At 74.5% G+C, this 19,015-nt stretch carries 14 protein-coding genes and 2 tRNA genes; 5 read left to right on the forward strand and 11 right to left on the reverse strand.

What is annotated here, in order from left to right; translation table 11 throughout:
• Positions 1 to 67 precede the first annotated feature (67 nt).
• Positions 68 to 1,708: an alpha/beta hydrolase gene (locus ACQPYD_RS26295; RefSeq protein WP_433698158.1), complete on the forward strand. Its 1,641-nt coding sequence runs from the start codon at positions 68 to 70 to the stop codon at positions 1,706 to 1,708.
• Positions 1,709 to 1,982: 274 nt separating this feature from the next.
• Here the strand turns inward: ACQPYD_RS26295 and ACQPYD_RS26300 are convergent, their stop codons facing one another.
• The 6 genes from ACQPYD_RS26300 to ACQPYD_RS26325 form a co-directional block, all read right to left on the reverse strand.
• Positions 1,983 to 2,567 carry a septum formation family protein gene (locus ACQPYD_RS26300; protein WP_267946201.1) on the reverse strand — a complete coding sequence of 195 codons (585 nt, stop codon included), beginning with the start codon at positions 2,565 to 2,567 and terminating at the stop codon, positions 1,983 to 1,985.
• 229 nt (positions 2,568 to 2,796) lie between these two features.
• Complete coding sequence (locus ACQPYD_RS26305) at positions 2,797 to 3,279, reverse strand: septum formation family protein (protein WP_433698159.1); 483 nt, start codon at positions 3,277 to 3,279, stop codon at positions 2,797 to 2,799.
• 435 nt (positions 3,280 to 3,714) lie between these two features.
• Positions 3,715 to 3,787 (reverse strand) — tRNA-Lys (locus ACQPYD_RS26310).
• Positions 3,788 to 3,963: 176 nt separating this feature from the next.
• Positions 3,964 to 4,036, reverse strand: a tRNA-Lys gene (locus ACQPYD_RS26315).
• 138 nt (positions 4,037 to 4,174) lie between these two features.
• On the reverse strand, positions 4,175 to 4,360 hold the full coding sequence (locus ACQPYD_RS26320; RefSeq protein ID WP_267946203.1) for a hypothetical protein: 186 nt from the start codon (positions 4,358 to 4,360) through the stop codon (positions 4,175 to 4,177).
• A 151-nt stretch (positions 4,361 to 4,511) separates the two neighbouring features.
• Positions 4,512 to 6,437, reverse strand: coding sequence for a BTAD domain-containing putative transcriptional regulator (locus ACQPYD_RS26325; protein WP_433698160.1), 1,926 nt, complete (start codon positions 6,435 to 6,437; stop codon positions 4,512 to 4,514).
• 198 nt (positions 6,438 to 6,635) lie between these two features.
• Between ACQPYD_RS26325 and ACQPYD_RS26330 the strand changes: the two genes are divergently transcribed.
• Positions 6,636 to 7,622 carry a MurR/RpiR family transcriptional regulator gene (locus tag ACQPYD_RS26330; RefSeq protein WP_402920810.1) on the forward strand — a complete coding sequence of 329 codons (987 nt, stop codon included), beginning with the start codon at positions 6,636 to 6,638 and terminating at the stop codon, positions 7,620 to 7,622.
• Between the two features lie 76 nt (positions 7,623 to 7,698).
• The gene (locus tag ACQPYD_RS26335; protein WP_433698161.1) at positions 7,699 to 8,697 is read left to right on the forward strand and encodes an N-acetylmuramic acid 6-phosphate etherase; all 999 of its coding nucleotides are present in this window, start codon (positions 7,699 to 7,701) and stop codon (positions 8,695 to 8,697) included.
• Between the two features lie 210 nt (positions 8,698 to 8,907).
• On the opposite strand, the gene ACQPYD_RS26340 is transcribed toward ACQPYD_RS26335, so the two are convergent.
• Positions 8,908 to 10,476, reverse strand: a complete 1,569-nt coding sequence (locus ACQPYD_RS26340) for a DUF885 family protein (RefSeq protein ID WP_433698162.1) — start codon at positions 10,474 to 10,476, stop codon at positions 8,908 to 8,910.
• A gap of 133 nt (positions 10,477 to 10,609) precedes the next feature.
• Here ACQPYD_RS26340 and ACQPYD_RS26345 point away from each other — a divergent pair, with 133 nt between their 5' ends.
• Entirely contained in the window at positions 10,610 to 11,455 is an 846-nt protein-coding gene (locus ACQPYD_RS26345) for a SanA/YdcF family protein (RefSeq protein ID WP_433698163.1), read from the forward strand.
• Positions 11,456 to 11,591: 136 nt separating this feature from the next.
• On the opposite strand, the gene ACQPYD_RS26350 is transcribed toward ACQPYD_RS26345, so the two are convergent.
• From ACQPYD_RS26350 to ACQPYD_RS26360, 3 genes are all read right to left on the reverse strand, one after another.
• Positions 11,592 to 13,031, reverse strand: coding sequence for a hypothetical protein (locus ACQPYD_RS26350; protein WP_433698164.1), 1,440 nt, complete (start codon positions 13,029 to 13,031; stop codon positions 11,592 to 11,594).
• Positions 13,032 to 13,181: 150 nt separating this feature from the next.
• Entirely contained in the window at positions 13,182 to 13,787 is a 606-nt protein-coding gene (locus tag ACQPYD_RS26355) for a SanA/YdcF family protein (RefSeq protein WP_433698165.1), read from the reverse strand.
• Between the two features lie 196 nt (positions 13,788 to 13,983).
• Positions 13,984 to 14,607 carry a DUF1707 SHOCT-like domain-containing protein gene (locus tag ACQPYD_RS26360; RefSeq protein ID WP_433698166.1) on the reverse strand — a complete coding sequence of 208 codons (624 nt, stop codon included), beginning with the start codon at positions 14,605 to 14,607 and terminating at the stop codon, positions 13,984 to 13,986.
• An 803-nt stretch (positions 14,608 to 15,410) separates the two neighbouring features.
• Between ACQPYD_RS26360 and ACQPYD_RS26365 the strand changes: the two genes are divergently transcribed.
• Complete coding sequence (locus tag ACQPYD_RS26365) at positions 15,411 to 17,228, forward strand: UvrD-helicase domain-containing protein (protein WP_433698167.1); 1,818 nt, start codon at positions 15,411 to 15,413, stop codon at positions 17,226 to 17,228.
• Positions 17,229 to 17,520: 292 nt separating this feature from the next.
• Here the strand turns inward: ACQPYD_RS26365 and ACQPYD_RS26370 are convergent, their stop codons facing one another.
• Positions 17,521 to 19,014: a DUF6114 domain-containing protein gene (locus ACQPYD_RS26370; protein ID WP_433698168.1), complete on the reverse strand. Its 1,494-nt coding sequence runs from the start codon at positions 19,012 to 19,014 to the stop codon at positions 17,521 to 17,523.
• Position 19,015 lies beyond the last annotated feature (1 nt).

Raw genomic sequence — 19,015 nt, forward strand, 5'->3', positions numbered from 1 at the left:
ACCGTGGTGCCTCCGAAGCACACGACCCCGTTCCCCCGGAACGAGACCGAAAGCGGAGGCCTCCCCTGTGCGCCGAGCACGCACGATCCCCCTGGCCGCGAGCGTCCTGACGGCCGCCCTGACCACCTCCCTCGCGGCGGCCTCGCCTGCCGCGGCCGACCCCGCCGCCGCCCCCGCAGACACCGCCCTCGCGCGGTTCCACGACCAGGACGTCGCGTGGGCCCCCTGCACCGAGGCCGAACTCCCCGGCCTGGAGTGCGCCGACATCGAGGTCCCCCTCGACTACGCGGACCCCGGCGGCACGCGCATCACCGTGGCCGTCAGCCGCGGGACCGCCGACGACGCAGAACGGCGGCGCGGCATCCTCCTCACCAACCCCGGCGGCCCCGGAGGCCACGGACGCACCGTGCCCCTCTCCCTCGCGGACAACCCCGAAGCCGGCTGGGCCCTCGGGGACACGCGCGCGGCCGAGGTGTACGACATCATCGGCATGGACCCCCGCGGCACCGGCGCGTCCTCGCCCCGCGTGGACTGCGGGGCCGACCCTCTGCCCTTCTTCACGCGCCCGACCGACGCCGAGTTCTCCGCCCTGACCAGGGCCGCGATCGACTACCAGCGCACCTGCGAGCGCACCCGGGGCGACCTGCTGCCGCACATGAGCACCGCGAACACCGCCCGGGACATGGACGTCATCCGCGCCGCGCTGGGCGAGGAGAAGCTCAACTACCTGGGCGGCTCCTACGGCACGTACCTGGGCGCGGTGTACGGCACCCTCTTCCCCGAGCGGATGGACCGCAGCGTCCTGGACTCCGCCACCCGTCCCGAGGGCGTGTCGCGCGACGCACTCATGGGCCAGGCCCCGGCCTTCAGCGCCAACATGGACCGGTACGCGGCCTGGCTCGCCGAGCACGACGACCTGTACGGCTTCGGCGCCACCGCGGAGGAGGTGCTGGAGACGCTCGACGCCACCTCCGCCCGGCTCCGGGAGGAGCCGCTCGGCGAGGACTCCCCCATGCCGGGGTACGAGAACAACTTCTTCGACCTGGACATCGGCTTCCACGCCCGCTTCCAGGCCTCGTGGGACGCGTTCGCCTCGTTCCAGTGGTTCCTCGTCAACGACGAGCCGCTGCCCGAGGGGTACGAGAACCTGAGCATCGCCTACAGCCCCGCGGTGGGCGACATCTCCACCCCGGACCTCCAGACCGCGGTCCTGTGCGAGACGGAGTGGCCCGCCCGGCTCGGCGTGTACCGGGAGGACACCCGCGTGTACCGGGAGGAGCACCCCTACGGGAGCGGCGCGGGATGGGCCTCCCCCCACCCGTGTGCCTTCAGCACCGTCGACCGGCCCGAACCGGCGGTCGACGCCGAGCGCGACGGCTACCCGCAGGGCCTGGTCATCGCCGGTGAGCTGGACGCCAACACCCCCTACGAGGACGGCGTGGCCATGGCCGAACGCCTGGACAACCCGCTGGTCACGGTGGCCGGGGACGGCGGGCACGGCTTCTACCACTCCTTCGGCCTGCCGTGCGTGAGGGACGCCGTGGACGCCTACCTGGTGGACGGCGAGGCCCCGGCCGACGTCACCTGCCAGGGCCTTCCGCCCGCGGAACCCGCCCCCGCGGCCGAGACCGCCGAGGCGTTCGCGCAGGACCCGGCCGAGCCCGTCGCCCCGCTGCTCCTGCCCGCCGCGGGCGGCGCCGGGGGCTGACCGGGGCCGCTCCCGGGGAGGCGGTCGGTGATCCTCCCCGGAGAACGCGAACGGCCCGCACCGTGCGGTGCGGGCCGTTCGTCATGCGGTGCGGACCGGGACCGGTAGGGCCGGGTCCCGTGCTCGTCGTGCGCCTGCCGGAGGCAGGTCCGGGGCCGCGGACGAGGTCCGCCGGGGAGGATCCTGTGCTTGTCGCGGGGTTCGTCGCAGTTGCCCGCGACAAGGGCAGGAGCCGGGTCGTGCCGCCGGACCGGAGCGCTGTCCGGTCCCGGCGCTAGTAGGCGGCGCCCGCGAGGGTGCCCTCGACCTGGCCGGCCATGTCGTAGGCCAGGCAGAGGACCTCGCGGTCGCCCAGGTTCCAGCCCTCCTCGACGGGGTACAGCGGCGTGTAGTCGATGCCGGACTCGGCGTAGGCCATGCCGACCCAGGCGTCGAAGGCGTCGAGGCAGATGGTGTTGGCGGCCTCCTGGACGGCGGTGTCGCCCGGGTAGTCGCCCGACTCCGCGATGTCCTCCACGTGGTAGACCTCGTAGTCGTGGGGCTCGGCGCAGTCGATGATGGGAACCTCGGAGATCTGGTCGTCCGTGTTCTGCGTCATCTCGTTCAGGCAGTCGCCCAGACCGACGTTGAAGACGTCCGTGTCGGAGGCGCCGGCGGGCTCCTCGGACTCCACGGGCTCCGGGGCGGGGGTCTCGGGGGTTTCGCTGGTCTCGACCGGTTCGGGGGAGACCTCGGCCCCGCCGGTGAGGGCGGGGGGCAGCAGGGGAAGCTGGCCACATGCGGAGAGGGACAGCGAGGCGCCGACGGCCAGGATCCCGATAGTGATGCGGCCGAGCAGCGGGCGGCGCGTTGCGGACATGAGTAGTACTCCACCAGTTCGAGGGTTGCTTGCTGCCGACGTGGGGGAGGGTCGGCGACATCTATCAAGATGCACGTGACACGGAGAAGGTTTCAGCCCAAGACGGGGCGAATCAGAATTTTCAACTTCTCCGGTCGCGACGTGCTCTCCATCGCCGCAGGTGAACAGCGGCGCGGGGCGGCGCGGGCTGGAGCAGGGCCCGTCACCGGGGGCGTGCGGTACGCGGGGTCTAGCGGTTGGCGCCGGCGAGGGTGCCGGTCACCATCTCACCCTGGGTGATCAGGTAGCAGGCGACCTCGCGGTCGTCCAGCTGGTTCCAGCTCTCCTCGGTCGGGTAGAGCGCGCCGGCGTAGATCTCGGACTCGTCGTAGGAGACGCCGACGAAGTCGGTGAAGTTGTCGCCGTAGCAGATCTCCTCCGTGGAGGCGTCGACCGACTCCGTGCCCGGGAAGTCGCCCTCGGGCAGGTCCTCGGTGTAGTAGACCTCGGCGTCGTGCTCCTCGGTGCACTCGACCAGGGGGACGTCGCTGACCTCGCCCGTGGCGAAGGCCGCGTTCATCTCGGACTCGACGAAGCAGTCGCCGACGCTGATCTCGAAGACGTTGCCGCCGCCGATGAGGGAGGTGATGGCGCCGCAGCCGCTGAGGGCGAGGACGGAGCCGAGGGCGAGCGCGGACAGACCGGTGGCGCGCAGGGCGGGGGAAACAGACATGGGGATTCTCCGGGGTCGGTACAAGGGGTTCTTGCCTCTCCGAGAGAGGCGGCAGAAACGCAACATTTCCCCACCAGGGGATTTATGTCAATCTCATTAGGGTGGTCACCTCATGAGAGCGAACGGTCACGATGCGCACTGCCTGAGCTGCGATGCCGTAGACCGAAGGGGATCTCGGGCACCGCACGCAGGAGACCATCCGGCTACGACAGTTCGAGGTGCCGCACATCACCACCGGCCGCCGCCGGAAGCGGCGAACGGCCCCCCGAAAGGGACGCCGTTCCGCACGGGACGCCAAGGGCACAGAATGCGTCAGCGCGAATTCGGGGAGTAGGGAAAGGAGGACGCGAAAGAACAGCGAAAGGGCGCTCGGCGAATTCGGTCCCGGGAAAGCACGAAGGCCCCGATCGGAATCGATCGGGGCCTCGGATCGTGTGCGTCATCAGGGACTTGAACCCCGAACCCGCTGATTAAGAGTCAGCTGCTCTGCCAATTGAGCTAATGACGCCTGTCGTCCCGTGTGGGCTCTCGCCCTCGTTGCGACGGATTGAACTCTACCGGAACCGTGGAGCACTCCGCGCCTCCGAGGCCCCGATGTGGGGCACACCACCCGGCGGAGCCGGGGACCTCGGAAGCGGTCGGCCCCGGCGGGAGGGAATGCCTTCCACCGGGGCCGACCCGCTGTGCGTCATCAGGGACTTGAACCCCGAACCCGCTGATTAAGAGTCAGCTGCTCTGCCAATTGAGCTAATGACGCCCGCCGCTCCCGGGTGCCGGACCGTGGCCCGTACCCCCTGGCGACGTCGTTAACTCTAGCAGGACCGCGGGGCGGTCGCGAACCGGTTCCGGACCGACCGGCAGGTCCGCCCCGTGCCGCCAGAGCCCGACAGGGGTCCTAGGAGAAGGCCAGGACCAGCGCGACGACCACCGCGATCGCCAGAACCACGCCGACGCCCGCCAGCACCAGCGGCAGGATCGGACGGCGCGCGGGCTCCTCGGGCTCCGGGTTCTCGTCGACGAAGCGGCGGAAGTGCTGGGTGTTGCCCGCCGGGTCCAGGTTGGGATCATTGTTCTGTGTCATGGGGTTGACACTAGCGACTCGTGCGACCGCAGCGGACCCCCATAGCCAAATCCGACCGATTTCACCACCGGTGCTTGGTTTTCCGTTCGCGCCGCGTCCACGGGCCGCCACGCTCCGCCCACCTCCCGGCCAACCGCAGGGCGCAAAGTCCTCATCCGGGTGAAAGCCGAACGTAAGACGCCTGTCCCACACTTGTGCCGGGCGGGTCCGCTCCGACCGGTACTTCCCCGCGGCCGTGGCGGCCCGTCCCGGGCCCGGTACGCAGCACGGCGGCCATCCGGGCCGTGGGAGTGACGCCGCGTGCCGGGTCCGCCTCCTCCAGGCTCCGCACCAGTTCCGAGCCGGACGCGTGCGGGTTGGTGTCGAACCAGGCCACGGCCATCCGCAGCGGCAGCGGCAGGTATCCCGCCAGGTGGGCGAGGCGCCGCAGCACCGTCTCCCTGCACCGGTCCGCACCGATCTGCGAGCGGAGCAGTTCGACCGCGGCCCCCGGCGGCAGCGCCCCCACCGGGAGCGCGCGGAGCCCGTCGCGCACCAGCAGGTCGGTCAGCCAGTTCCGGCTGGTGACCACCGCGGCGCAACCGGCGCCGCCGGGCAGCAGGGGCCGCACCTGGCGGCTGGTGGCCGCGTTGTCCAGGATCAGCAGGACGCGTCTGCGCGCCAGGAGCGTGCGGACGCGGGCCGCGGCGTCCTCGGCGTCCAGGATGCCCGTGCCGTGCCACCCCGAGGACAGGGAGCGCACCAGCCGGCGCAGGACCTCGGCCGTGTCGCGAGGGGAGCCGTCGCCGTCGCGCAGGTTGACGTACAGCTGGCCGTCCGGGAAGTGCGGCGCCACCGCGTGCGCCCAGCGCAGCGCCAGGGCGCTGCTCCCCGCCCCGGCCGGGCCGCGCACGAGCACGCTGCCTGGGGTACCCCCACGCGGGTCGACGAGCCGGTCGAGTTCGGCCATGGCCCCGTCGCGTCCCACCAGGACGGCGGGCGCGGAGGGCAGCTCGGAGGGCGTGACGGAGCCGGGCATCCTGGCGGGGGGCCGGACCGGATCGGGCGCCGGCTCCTCCGCCCGGACGCACCGGCCCGCGGGCCCCCCGGGGTCCGCGTCCGCGCCGGCGCAGGCTCCGGCGTCCCCCGCGGGCGTCCCCGCGCCACGGACCAGGGCCCTCTGGCGCGGGATGCGCGTGAGCGGGTCGCGGTGCGCGTCGTGTCCCGGGGGTCGCGCTGGCCCGTGCTCCGACGGGGGGTCCAGGTTCCCGCGCAGGATGCCGTGGAAGGTCTCCTGGAGCTCGCGTCCCGGGTCGGCGCCGAGGCGCTCGACCAGGGCGTCGCGGGTGCGCGCGTACACGCGCAGGGCCTCGCTGGGGCGGCCGCTGCGGTAGAGGGCGATCATCTGGACGCGGATGAGGGGCTCGCGCTCGGGGTGGTCGGTGGCGATCGGCCGGATCTGGTCGGCCACCCGCTCGTGGTCACCGCGCGCCAGGGCCCCGCCGAAGCCCTCCTCCGCGGCACGCAGCAGCTCCTCGGTGAGGGGCGGCACGTCGCGGGCGTGCAGGACGGGGCTGGCCACGTCGGCCAGGACCGGGCCGCGCCACAGGCCCAGGGCCCGGATGAGGAGTTCGGTGCGGGCCTCGCGGTCGCCCCGCGCCGCGGCGTCGGAAGCGCTCCCGACCAGCGCCCGGAAGCGCAGGAGGTCGGACTGCTCCTCGGCGAGGTCGATGCGGTAGCCGCCGTTCCCGCCGAGGATGAGCGGCGTGCCGCAGTGGTGCTCGAACAGCGCGCGGGCACGGGCGACGTGGACCTGGAGGGCGCTGCGGTTGGCCTGGGTGGGCGGGGCGCCCCAGATCCGCTCGACGAGGTGGGCGGTGGGGACGGTGCTCCCCGCGTTGAGGAGGAGCGAGGCGAGCAGGGCCCGGCGCTTGTCCCCGCGCAGGTTCAGCGGGGCCCCCGCGACCTCGACGCCGAACTGCCCCAGCAGCCCGACGTGGAGCCCCCCGGCCCCGCGGTCGGCCGACCGCGCGCCGGCCGTCGCGCCGGTCCCGGCGGCCGATCCGGACCGCCGTCCTTCCGAGTCGCTCGGCGACACGGCACCATCCCCCCTGGCGGGTTGCGCGCGTGACGGATGAACCGCGACGCCCCCGCCCCCAGGGTGCCGCCTGAGCTGGGATCCCGCAATCGGAGGGTGGATACTTGCTGCCGCGACCGTCCCTTGAAATCCTTGATTCTCCCGCTTTTTCCCTCCACTGCGTTGACTCTGCACCACGACCGAAAGAAACTTTCCTCCATGGCGCAAATTCCGAAGCCTTCGGGCGACCGACCGGAGACCGGGGCGCTCTCCGCGTCGCCCGTCCCCACGACGGTGCTCCGCATACGGTCGCTCCTGCCCTCCCTCGCACCCGCCGAGCGACGGGTCGCCCAGCGCGTCATCGACGACCCCGAGAGGGCCGCGGCCTCCTCCATCACCCAGCTCGCCAAGGACTGCGCCACCTCCGAGGCGACGGTGATCCGGTTCTGCCGCACCATCGACTTCAGCGGGTACCGGGAGCTGCGCCTGGCGCTGGCCACGGAGGCCGGGCAGGCCCGCGGCGCCCGCTCCGGCTCCCCCGAGCTGTCCAGCGACATCAACCCCGACGACACGCTCGTCACGGTGGTCCAGAAGATCGCCTACACCGACGCTCGCGCCGTCGAGGAGACCGGGGCGGCCCTGGACGTGGACGTCCTGCGCACGGTCATCGACACGATGGCGGGCGCGCGGCGCATCGACGTGTACGGGGTGGGGGCGAGCGCGTTCGTCGGCGCCGACCTCCAGCAGAAGCTGCACCGGATCGGGATGACCTCGTTCGCGTGGTCCGACGCGCACGTCATGCTCACCAGCGCCGCCCTCCTCGACGAGCGGGACGTCGCCATCGGCATCTCCCACTCCGGTTCGACCATCGACACGGTCCAGGCGCTGACCGAGGCGGGCAGGCGCGGGGCGCGGACCGTCGCCATCACCAACTTCCCCCGGTCCGCGATCGGGTTCGCCGACCACGTGCTGACCACGGCGGCGCGGGAGACCACGTTCCGGTCCGGGGCGACCGCGAGCAGGCTCGCCCAGCTGACCGTCGTGGACTGCCTGTTCGTGGGCCTGGCCCAGAGCCGCTACACCGACAGCCGCACCGCGTTGGAGACCACCTTCGAGGCTGTGCGGGGCCTGCGGATCAACGACGACCGCAGACGCCGCCGGGGGGACTCCCCCGGCGGCAGGAGCACCGACGGAAACGACGACTGACCGGCACGCGCGCGGCCCCGTCGCCCGGTTTCCCGGCGGTGGGCCGGGCGCGGCCCTACGGAAAGGAACGGCACGGGTGCGGACCGAACAGGAGAGCGCGGTACACGGCGGCGGGGAAGACGCCCCCCGTCCCCCCGGCGACCCGGAGGGCGGTGGGGCCGTGATCGTGCGCGCCCCCACCGAGGAGCGCAACTCCGGCACGTACGACATCGACCTGCTCCCGGCGCTCGACATCCTGCGGCAGATCAACGCCGAGGACACCACGGTCCCCGCGGCCGTGGGCGCGGTCCTGCCCGAGCTGGCGCGGGCCGTGGAGCTGGGGGTGGCCGCCCTGGAGAGCGGGGCGGCCATCCACTACTTCGGCGCGGGCACCTCGGGGCGGATCGCCGCGCAGGACGCCGCCGAGCTGCCGCCGACGTACGGCGTGCCCGCCGAGTGGGTGGTGGCGCACCACGCGGGCGGCGGCGAGGCGCTGGCACGGGCCGTGGAGGGGATCGAGGACGACTGGGAGTCCGGCAGGATCGACGCCGCGGGCGTGTCCGAGGGCTCCCTCGTGGTGGGGCTGGCCGCGAGCGGCCGTACCCCGTACGTGGGGGGAGCCCTGGAGGCGGCCAGGGAGCGCGGGGCGTCGACGGTGCTGATCAGCGCGAACCCCGGGGCGTCGCTCGCCTCGGCCGCGGACGTGCACGTGGGCGTCTCCACGGGCGCGGAGGTGATCGCCGGGTCCACGCGCATGAAGGCGGGCACGGCGCAGAAGCTCGCCCTGAACGCGTTCTCCACCGCGGTGATGGTGCGCATGGGCCGGACGTTCTCGAACCTGATGGTGGGCGTGGACGCCACCAACGGCAAGCTGCGGGGCCGGGTGGTGACCATCCTGACCCAGGCCACCGGCCTGGGCGAGGAGGCGTGCGCGGAGGCCCTCAACGCCGCCGGCGGCGACACCCGGGTGGCGCTCGTGTCGCTCCTGGCCGACGTGGACGCGGCCGGGGCCGCGCGGGCCCTGGGCTCGTCGAAGGGGCGGGTGCGCGACGCCCTCGGGAAGCTGGGGGTGCCGGGCCACGCCACCCCGGAGTAGGCCGGGAGCGGCCCGCGGCCGTCCCGGCGGGACGGCTGCGGGCCCGGGGGCCGGGGTCCCGGACGCGGTCCGCCCCCGGGGCGGGCCCGGCCACCGCGGCCGACCGGCCGTCCACAGGCCCCGGGGACGTCTGGCGGCCGGAGCGGCCCTCGCCCTACCGTGGAAATCGGGGGGACCCCCGGCCCCCTCCGCACAGTGCTGCCCCCGCGGCTAACCGCGTTCGAGGGCGGTGCCGATGAGCCCGATCGGCGGGGAGCCGAGGTCGAGCAGCGCCCGGTGGAACCTGGGCAGGTCGAACCCCTCCCCCCACTGCTCGCGGGCGCGCTCACGCAGCGCGAGGATCTCCAGCTTGCCCCAGGTGTAGCGGCCGTAGGTGGGGTCGAAGGTCGCCCGGCGGGCCTCGGAGAGGGCGGCGGGCCCCTGGAGCGGGGTGTCCTCGGCGAAGCGGGCGGCCGCCTCCTCCACCGTCATGCTGCCGGTGTGCATACCGATGGCCACCGACAGGCGGGTGACGCGGATCAGCGCCTCCACCCACACGCCGACCTCGTAGTGGTCCGCGGTCCACGCGGGGTCCCCCAGGCGTTCGGCGGCGTACTCGCCGAAGCCCTCCTCCAGGCACATCTCCTCGGCGTAGTGCGCCCACCCCTCGGCGAAGGTCATCGAGTGCAGGGCGCGGCGCACCTGGCCGGGGGCCCTGCGCAGCGCGCGGCCGTGGGAGAAGTGGCCCGGCGCCACCTCGTGCACGCTCACGGCGGGCAGGGTGGTGTGGCTGAACATCTCCAGCCACTCGCCCGCCTCCTCCTCGCTCCACGCCTTGTCCGGCGGGGTGATGAAGTAGAAGGAGGGGGTGTCGGCCTCCCACGGGCCCGACCACGCCATCATCGCGGTCGCCCAGCGCTGCGAGGGCGGGGAGACGTCCACGCGGCACTCGCCGTCGCTCCACGGGGCCAGCCCGCGCTCGGCGGTGAACTCGACGGCGAGCGCGGTCCAGCGGCGGGCGGCGTCCAGGACCCCGTCGGCGGCCGGGTACTGCCGGGTGAGCTCGCGGGCGAACTCCATGGGGTCGCGGCCCGGGGCCATCCGGCCGGTGGCCCGGGCCAGGGCCGCCCTCAGGCGGTCGCGCTCGGCGTCGGCGCGGGAGGCGAGGTCGGCGAGGTCCACCTCGGCCGCCTCGACGGTGCCCATCAGGCGGCTCAGGGCGTCCGCGCCGAGCCGAGCGCTCTCCGGGCCCTCCCGGACCGCCCGCTCCATGTGGGCGACGAGGCGGGCGTGCGCCGCGAGGGCGGGTTCGAGGACGTCGGCGGGAAGGCCGTCGGGGAGGCCGTCGGCCACACCCCTCACCGCGGCCAGGAGCGCGTCGGCGACGGGGGCGGGGACCCTGTCCAGGGCGGCGACGGCGTTGTCGACCACGCGCGGCCACTCGGCCAGGTGGGCGATGCGCGCGGCGTCGCGCTCCGCCCGGGGCGCGTACTCGCGGTCGTAGACCGAGACGTCGAGTTCGCCCAGGTGGTGGAGGGGGTTGGAGCGGTGCAGCTGGAGTTCGCCCAGCTCGTAGCGGAGACCCTGCTCGAACGCGGCCAGGTGGGCCTCGTCGTGGGCGTCGGCGACGGGGTCGCCGCCGAGCCGGGACAGAGCGTCCCGGACCCCGTCGGGCGACGTGTCGGCGACCCTGCCGTCGTACTCGTGCATCCCGGAGCCCTCGCGCATGCTCCCGGGCATGAGGTCGGCGAGGGCGCGCAGGCGCGGGGACAGGTCGTCGTGGTGCGGGTGTGAGGACATGCGGCGACTCTAACGGGGTGCCCGGGCGGCGCACAGCCGGGTTCTGCGCCCCGGGACGGTTCGCCCGCAAGGTCGCCCCGCCCGTCCCACCCTCCGCCGGAACTCTCCGGCCGCTCCGGGCGTCTTCTCAGGCGTGACGACCTCAGATCCCGCCGCGTCCGGCGCCTCCGCACCCGACGACGCCGAGCGGGAGCCCTCCGCCCCCGGGCGCGCCGCCCCGGCCCCCGACGGCTCCCCCGGCGACGGCGCCTCCGAACCGGGAGCCGGCGGGGGCCCCGGCGACACCGGCGGGAAGACCCGCTCCGAGCACCCCGAACGGCGCCGGCGCCCCCTGCGCCGCCTCGCCCTGCTGGCCGTGTGCGCCGTGGTGGCGGGCTTCCTCCCGTTCGTGTGGCAGGTCGCGAGCACCTCCGGCGACCGCCACACCGCCGAGGGGGTGCCCGAGCGCCCTGTCGCGCTGGTGCTGGGCGCCGGCGTCCGCCCCGACGGCCTGCCGTCCCTGCTGCTGGCACGCCGCCTCGACACCGCCGCCGAGCTGTACTTCGCCGGGAAGGTGGAGGCCGTGCTGGTGAGCGGCGACAACAGCGTCGACCACTACAACGAGACCGACACGATGAGCGACTACCTGGTGGCCGCCGGGGTTCCGGAGAACCGGATCGCGGGCGACTACGCCGGGTTCTCCACCTGGGACTCGTGCGTGCGCGCGCGGGAGGTGTTCGGGGTGGAGGAGGCCACGGTGGTCACCCAGGACTTCCACCTGCCGCGCGCGGTGCGGCTCTGCCGGGACGCGGGGATCGACGCGGTCGGGGTGGCCGACTCCAGCCTGGAGGAGCGCAGGTTCGCCACCATGTACGGGTGGGTCCGCGAGGTCCCCGCCGCGGTCGCCGCGCTGGGCACGGCGGTGTTCCGCCCCGACCCGACCTTCCTCGGGGACTACGAGACCGCCGTGGACGACGCCCTGGCCGCCGACGCGGAATGACGCCCGGGGGCCGCGCCGGTGACCGGGGCGGCCCCGGACGGCGCCCCGGCGGCCGTGCGCCGCGGGGGCCCGCCGTCCGGGCCGACGAGCCCGCGTGCGCGGCCTCCCGCGCCGCCCGGTCCACCGGCGGAGGCCGCTAGCGGCCTCCGCCGAAGAGGCGTCCGAACAGGCCGCCCGGAGCGGGGGCCTGGGGAGCGGGGGCCGGGGCCTGCGGCGCCTCCTCGTCCTCCTGCTCCTCCTCGGGCTCCACTCCCACCAGGGCGCGGAACTCCTCGGCGGTGTCCGGCAGCGCCCAGGCGGCCAGCGTCGCGGTGAACTCCTCGTCCTCCCACGCGGAGGCGGGCAGCTCGGCGATCGCCCACAGCACCTTGAGGGTCTCCTCGTCGTACTCGGCGCGGGCGTGCTCCTCGGCGGTGTGCCCCTTGGTGCGGGGGCCGAGGACGATCTCCAGGCCGACGCCGGTCACCAGGGCGCGCGAGTCGGCCTCGTCCTTGATCAGGCCGGGCAGCATGTCCAGGCGCAGCCGCCGCGCGCGGCCCCCGGCGCGGCCCAGGGCCAGGAAGCCCAGGACCTGCGGCGAGCGCCCGCCGCAGTGCGGCCACGACTCGTTGAACAGGCCCGCGTAGCCCATCGAGGTCCCGCCGCCGCGGCCGATGCGGCGCAGTGCCTCGCGGGGGGTGTCCTCCCCGTGGATGAGCACGAGCGACACCGACGCGGCGAAGGAGTTGTAGAGGTTCCCGCCCGCCATCTGGTGGGTCAGGGCCACGGTCGTGTCGATGTCGGCGGCGTCGGCCACCAGGCCCAGGGCGAACAGCTCCGCGGGCAGCGGTTCGCCGCTGTCCAGCCCTCCGCTCATGACCTCCCGCAGGCTCGTGGGCGTCTGCGGGGCGGGGCGCAGGTCCTTGGCGAGCAGGACCTGGGAGGCTCCGGTGATCTCGGAGGCGATCCGCTCGGAGTCGTCGGCGAGGAAGGCGAGCAGGTAGCTGACCCACTCCCCCGCCCGGTCCAGGCCCCCGCGGTTGACGCCGCCCTTGAGGAGGGTGACCAGGTCGGGGACGCGGGCGAGGACGGCCTCGTAGGTGTCCAGCTCGGCCTGGAGGAGCGCGGCGCCGTTCGGCTGCTCCATGACGGCGAGCCGGTTGCGCATGCGGAGGTGGTGCTGCTCGTCCGGGGCCTCCTCGGCCCAGGCGCGGTACTGCTCCCGCACCTTCTCCACGTCGGTGGACGCCGCCCACGCCACCTCGTCGCGCCACTGCCCGAGGTCGCGGACCTCGGGGAGGAGGTCCTCCGGGTGGCCGGCGACCAGCTCCAGGAGCAGGCTCAGGGGACGCCAGCGGTCGGTGGGCGGGGTGCCCTCGGCGCAGGCGGTGTCGACCAGGAAGTCGACGATCCTGGGCGCGGCGACGTGCCCGGGCGCGGGGAAGTGGACGAGGTCGTGGAGGTCCGACAGGGCGCTGTCGCTCCCGGCGAGTTCGGCGAGCAGTCCGGGGACGCGCTCGCCGCCCTCGGGGAGGAGCGCCGCCCAGTCCACGCTCTCCGCTCCGTCGTGTGGGTCGTTGTCCGTGGTCGCGTTCATGGGCCCGATTATCCCGGCTCAGCCGGATCGCGCGAATCGGCGGCGGCGTCGACCTTCTCACGCCCCCGCGGGGAACCCCGCGTCCTCCTCAGGGACGGGGGCGGCCGTACCCTTCCCACGGCCCCGGGGGGATCCCCCGCCGGGGCGCGGTCACGCCTCCTGGTGCGCGGGCGCGGGGCGCAGCACCGCGTCGCGCAGGGCCTTGACGGCGGCGCCGACCTCGCGGGCGTAGCCGATGAGGGTGGAGCGGCGGCGGGCACCGAGGCTGGGGTCCCCGACCCCGACGGCGTCGATCCCCGCGGCGCGGGCGAGGGCGACCGTGCGGGGCAGGTGGAAGGACTGGGTGACCATGGTGGCCGCGCGGACGCCGTGCAGGTCGCGCACCCGGACGCAGGTGTCCCAGGTGCGGTAGCCGTACCGGTCGGCCTCGATCCGGTCGGCGGGCACGCCGTGGCCGACGAGGTAGGCGGTCATCGTGTCGGTCTCGTGTCCGGAGACCTCGCGGTTGTCCCCGGAGACGATGATCCGCCCGACCCTGCCGTCCTCGTAGAGGCGGACGGCCAGGTCCAGTCGGCGGGCAAGCAGGGGCGAGGGCCCGTCCTTCCACGCCGCGGCGCCCAGGACGACGGCGACGGGCCGGTGCGGGACGGCGCCGGGGGCCTTGCGGCGCCCGGCGCTGGCCAGGTAGGTCCAGGCGTAGGGGGCCAGCGCCAGGGCGCACGCGCCCGCTCCGATCCCTGCGATCCACCAGCCCACGCGTGCCGCCTCTCCGGTCGTCGGCGCGCCCCGCGGCGCGCCGCACCCATCATGGCGCACGGCCGGGCACGGCCGGACGGGGAGGGCGGACGCGGATGCCGCCGGGCCGGGACCGACGGGGCGCGGGAGCGGTGGCCGGGCCGTGGGCGGGGGTAGGTGCGGCCGGAGCGGCGCCCCGCCCGTGCAGGGGCCGGGTTCAGGCCCCGCGGCCGCCCCAGGAGAAGGGGCGCTTGTAGCGGACGCGGAGGCCCCCGCCCTGGCACCCGCCGGTGACGACGAAGTGCGGTACGCCCTGCTTGCGCATGGAGTCGACGTCGGAGCGCAGCGAGCCGAACCAGGAGGAGTCGCAGTCGACCGAGGCGGTGGCGCCCTCGGGGAGGATCAGGTCGGCGCTGCCCCAGGAGGTGTCGACGTGGACCTCGGTGACGGGGCTCGTCAGGACGGCCTCGCGGAAGTCGAGCCGGGTGGAGCCGTACTTGTTGTGCACCTCGATCCGGTGGGGGACCTCCCATGCGCCCTTGCGGACGATGGAGCTCCCTCCGCCGTTGAGGACCATGGGGTCGCCCTGGGGCCTGGCGACCACCCCCGGGACCGTGCCGGGGACCGAGGGCAGCGGGGACGCCGCACCGCCGGGGGCGGGCAGGTCGGAGGTGAGCGGTTCGAGGTCGGCGTAGGTCTTGGCCGCGTAGGTGGCGTTGAGCCGTTCGTCCAGCTCGTCGAGGGTGATCCGGCCCTCCGCGGCGGCTTCGCGCAGGACCTCGGAGACCTGGTCGCGCTCAGCGTCGGATATGCGCATCCGGCTCATGTCGTTGGGGGCCACTGTGCTCGTCCCGGTCCTTTCCGCTCTTTTGTCACCACCAAGGTAGAGCATGGGGTGTGACGGTCGCGGAGTCGATCGGCGCCGGGGTCCTCGGGTCGGCGAAGGTTCGCCGTGCCACCCGCTTTGGAGAGGGCGGGGACTGGGTACCGCTTCTCTAGAGCGGTCCGGGAGCCAGAGCGGTTGAGGACTCTGCCGGGGTAGGACGGACCCCGGCAGAGTCCTGAACCACACGTGGTTTCCGCCCCCCGTGCGCTCTACGATCTCGCGCGGGGGCGCCGTCTGCACAGAGCGTGTCCGAAACCGGCCACAACGTGTACCCCTGCCGCCGCGACGGGCCCGGTCCCGCGACGGTCACATGTTCCCCCTCTCCCGCCGGGTTTCGGTCATACCCTTCCCTGACGACAGTTCTTCCTCACTGTCCCCACCGATCCCACTCCGAGCTGGCAGTCTCGCTCTCTGCTACCCAGTTTCGGTCAGGTACATAAACCCGTTTGCGGACACCAGCTCTTCGCGCAGAACCGCAGGTCGCGGAGCCCGCGCCGCGACCCCGCGGAAAAACCCGCCCGACACCTCGAACGCGCTTGCGTAAAACCCCCTCTGAACAGGGATTATGCGAACCCCGAAAACTCCTCGCAACCCGGCGGGAATCGCCTCTGGGGCGGCGTTTGCCCAAATTCGCCACCGAGCATGTTTCAGGTGAACGCGACGGTCGCCCGACCGGCTTCCCCTCGCGCGACACCATCCGCTCCGACCTCCTCAGCACCGCAGACACCACTTGGTCGAAGACCGGAGGAATCCACGACGTGTCCGCCCTTGCGATCGCCCCGACGTTTCTCAGCGACTTCACCCGCCTCACGCCCGACGTCCAGCTCGACACCCTGGCCGTGATGCGCGCCTGCCAGGCCGGGGACGACCCCGACCTGGAGGCCGTCGCCGGCGCCGCCGACCCGCGCGTGCGGGTCGTCAGCATCGCCCCCGACTGGACCGGCGTCGTCGTTCCCGACCCCGACGGGGAGGGACGCGGCGAGCCCGGAGAGGACCGCCCCACGGACGGTACGCACTACCGGCTCATCACCGTGCGCCCGCGCGACGAGGCGCTCCGCTTCGCCCGCGGCCTGCGCCCCGAGGTCCTGGAGTCCCCCGGGGCCGGAGCCGTCGACCCCACGCCCACCGGCCCGCCCGAACTCGCCGACGCCCTCGCCGCGCCGTTCGACCAGTGGCAGATCACCCTCCACCCCGACCAGCACCGGATCACCGAGGCCCGCTTCAAGGGGTCGGCCCAGATCACCGGGGGGCCGGGGACGGGCAAGACCGTGATCGCCCTGCACCGTGCCGCCCACCTGGCCGAGCACGACGCCGCCGCCCACCCCGGGGACCCCCGCGAGGCGGTGCTCCTGACCACCTACAACCGGGCCCTGGCCCTGTCCCTCTCCGAACGCCTCGACCAGCTGCTGCCCGACCCCGGCGTGCGCGCACGGGTTCGGGTGGCGACCATCGACAGCCTCGCCCGGTCGGTCGTGCAGTCGCACAGCAGCGTCGCGCCGCGCATGGTCGGCAGGGACGAACTGGCCCAGCGGTGGCGCGCGGTGGCGCTGGCCGACGGCCTGCCCTTCTCCGGCCGCTTCCTGGTGGACGAGTGGGAGCAGGTCATCCTCGCCAAGGGGCTGGAGCTGCTGCCGCAGTACATCCGCTGCGAGCGCAGCGGCCGGGTGCAGCACCTGGCCCCCGAGCACCGCCGCCAGGTGTGGGAGACCGTGCGGCGCTACGTCGGCGCCATGCGGGTGGAGGGGCTGTGGTCCTACCCGCAGCTCGCGGCCGAGGCCGCCCGCGTCCTGGGGCGCGGGGCGCCGCTGTTCCGGCACGTGGTGGTGGACGAGGCCCAGGACCTGCACCCGAGCCAGTGGCGGATGCTGCGCGCGGCGGTCCCGGAGGGCCCGGACGACCTGTTCGTCGTCGGCGACCCGCACCAGCGGGTGTCCGACAACCGGGTGTCGCTGGCCTCGCTCGGCATCAACGTGCGCGGGCGCGGCCACCGGCTCCGGACGAGCTACCGGATCACCCAGGAGATCCTGGACTGGAGCATGCCGGTCCTGGGCCGCCGTGCGGCGCTGGGCATGGACGACAACGCCGACACCCTGGCCGGGTACCGGTCCCTGCTGCGCGGGCCCGCGCCGGTGGTGCGCGGCTGCGACGACCGCGCCGAGGAGCTCGCCGCCCTGGGCGGCCGGGTGCGGGCGTGGCTGGAGGCCGGCGTCGAGCCGGCCGAGATCGCGGTGGCGGGGCGCAACCACTGGGTGGTGCGCGGCATCGCCAAGGAGCTGGAGGCCAGGGGGATCCCGACCGCGCCGCTGGAGGACGGCGGCGACGCCGCTGCGGTGCGCGTGGGGACGATGCACCGGCTCAAGGGCCAGGAGTTCCGCTGCGTGGCCCTGGTCGGGGTCAGCGACCACCTGCTGCCGCCCAAGGCCGCGATCGAGGCGGCCGACGGCGACCAGGTGGCGCTGGAGCAGGCGTTCCAGCAGGAGCGGACGCTGCTGTTCGTGGCCTCCACACGGGCCCGCGACGCGCTGTACGTCTCCCACGTGGGACGGGCCAGCCGCCTGATCACCGACAACTGGTAGTCCGCGGTACCAGCGGGGCGTCGCCGTCGGCGGCGCCCCGCGCCCGTGCGCGCCCGACGTACCTGGAGGCGGTCCACGGCTGGCCCGGCTACGGCGCCCCGCGCGCGTGCGCGCCCGACAGGATGTGAGCGCTTCGGACTGCTTCGCCTCCTCGGCGCCCCGCGCCCGTGCCCGCCGGGGCGGGCGCGGGGCGTCACGGCCGGGCGGCCCGGGGCCCGTCCGGGGGAAACGGCGGGGCGCCGCTCGACGCGCCGCCCCGCCGACGGCGTCCCGGAGCCGGGACCGGTCCGTGTCAGCCGCCTCCGCCGTACTGCCCGTTGAGGTTCGGGATGGTCATGCTGTCGGTGCCGGCCATGGGGTTGTCCACCTCCACGTCGGTGACGATCATGAACGGCAGCAGCAGCGGGGGCGGGAAGTCCGGCGTGAAGGTCAGCGGGATCCCCAGGAGCCGCACGTGCATGCGGGTGATGTGCAGGCGCACGTCACCGGTCAGGTTCATGGTGGGCAGGCCCAGGCTCATGCGGGTCCCCCCGTCCTCGAACCACAGCTCGCCGTTGTCCACGTCGGCCTGGCGCATGCTGAGCATGATGTAGCGCCGCGGACCGTCGGCGGTGGGGCACTCGACGACGCCGTCGTAGCGCGCCCCCCGCATGGTGAGCGTATCGGCGGTCAGGCCGGACGTGCGGACCGAGCCCTGGAAGCAGTCGTGGTCCTCGTCGACGGGGACCTCGGGGAGTTCGCCCTCGTCCCGTGCCGCCCGGCAGGCCTCCACCGCCTCCAGGAACTCCTCCTCCGACTCCGCCAGCGCGGACTCGCCGGAGAGCAGTTCGCAGGCCGCCGGGTCGGCGTCGGTCTCCTCCTCCGGTTCCTCCCCGGGCTCCTCGTCCTCCCCGGGCTCCTGCGGCTCCCCGTCCTCGCCGGGGTCCCCGCCCGGTTCCGGGGGTTCGCCGGTCGGCCCGGCGGAGGGCTCCTCCGAGGGGTCCTCCGAGGGGGCGTCCTCGGGCTGCTCCTCCCCGCCGCCCGGCGGGGTGAACCAGTCCCAGGGCCAGCCCAGGGCGGGTGCGGGGGCTCCGGCCAGCACCACCGCCGCGGCCAGCGGCAGCGCCAGGGCGGCGAGCGGCCCGGTCCCCGGGCGCGGGTCGGCGACGCCGCCCTCCCCGGGGGCCCCTGCCGCGCCCCGGGAGGCGCCGCCGCTCCCCGCGGTCGCGTCCGCGGCGGGCGGGACGCCTTCACCGGCGCCGTCGCCCTCCTCGGAGGGGCCGGCGCCCGGGACACCCTCCGCAGGCACGGGGCCGGAGGCGTCCGCCTCGTCAGGCGCGGGACCGGGGGCGACGCCCTCCGCAGGCACGGGACCGGAGGCCCCGGCCGTCCCGGCCCGGCGGCGTCCGCGGGAACGGCGGCGAACACCGGGGGCCCACGCGAACACGAGGGAACCGCCGACGATGCCGAGCAGCATCCCGATGACGAACCCTCCGAAGTTGGAGGTCACGAAGGAGACGAGGGCGAGGGCGAGCCCGACCAGGCCGAAGAAGACGTGCTGGGCGGGCTGGAGCCAGCTCAGCGCGCCCAGGGTGATCAGGAGCGCCGCGATGAGGGCGCCGGACACCCCGGCGATGCCCGCGTAGACGATCAGGTCGATCGGGAGGATCAGGCTCTGCGCGGCCGGCGCCAGCAGCAGCTCGACCCCGGCGGCGACGAGGAGGGCACCGCCCCAGAACGGGCGGCTGCGCCGCCAGTCCCGGAAGCGTCCCCGTCCCGTCCGGAGGAGGGTGAGTGCGTGGGTCATG

This window comes from Nocardiopsis sp. CA-288880 (genome assembly GCF_050955985.1).
Lineage (GTDB): Bacteria > Actinomycetota > Actinomycetes > Streptosporangiales > Streptosporangiaceae > Nocardiopsis > Nocardiopsis tropica.

Coding starts and splice junctions, on each gene's coding strand:
- ACQPYD_RS26305 (WP_433698159.1), bottom strand. CDS start 3,279: ATGTCTGTTTCCCCCGCCCTGCGCGCCACCGGTCTGTCCGCGCTCGCC.
- ACQPYD_RS26320 (WP_267946203.1), bottom strand. CDS start 4,360: ATGACACAGAACAATGATCCCAACCTGGACCCGGCGGGCAACACCCAG.
- ACQPYD_RS26370 (WP_433698168.1), bottom strand. CDS start 19,014: ATGACCCACGCACTCACCCTCCTCCGGACGGGACGGGGACGCTTCCGG.
- ACQPYD_RS26330 (WP_402920810.1), top strand. CDS start 6,636: ATGGCGCAAATTCCGAAGCCTTCGGGCGACCGACCGGAGACCGGGGCG.
- ACQPYD_RS26350 (WP_433698164.1), bottom strand. CDS start 13,031: ATGAACGCGACCACGGACAACGACCCACACGACGGAGCGGAGAGCGTG.
- ACQPYD_RS26300 (WP_267946201.1), bottom strand. CDS start 2,567: ATGTCCGCAACGCGCCGCCCGCTGCTCGGCCGCATCACTATCGGGATC.
- ACQPYD_RS26340 (WP_433698162.1), bottom strand. CDS start 10,476: ATGTCCTCACACCCGCACCACGACGACCTGTCCCCGCGCCTGCGCGCC.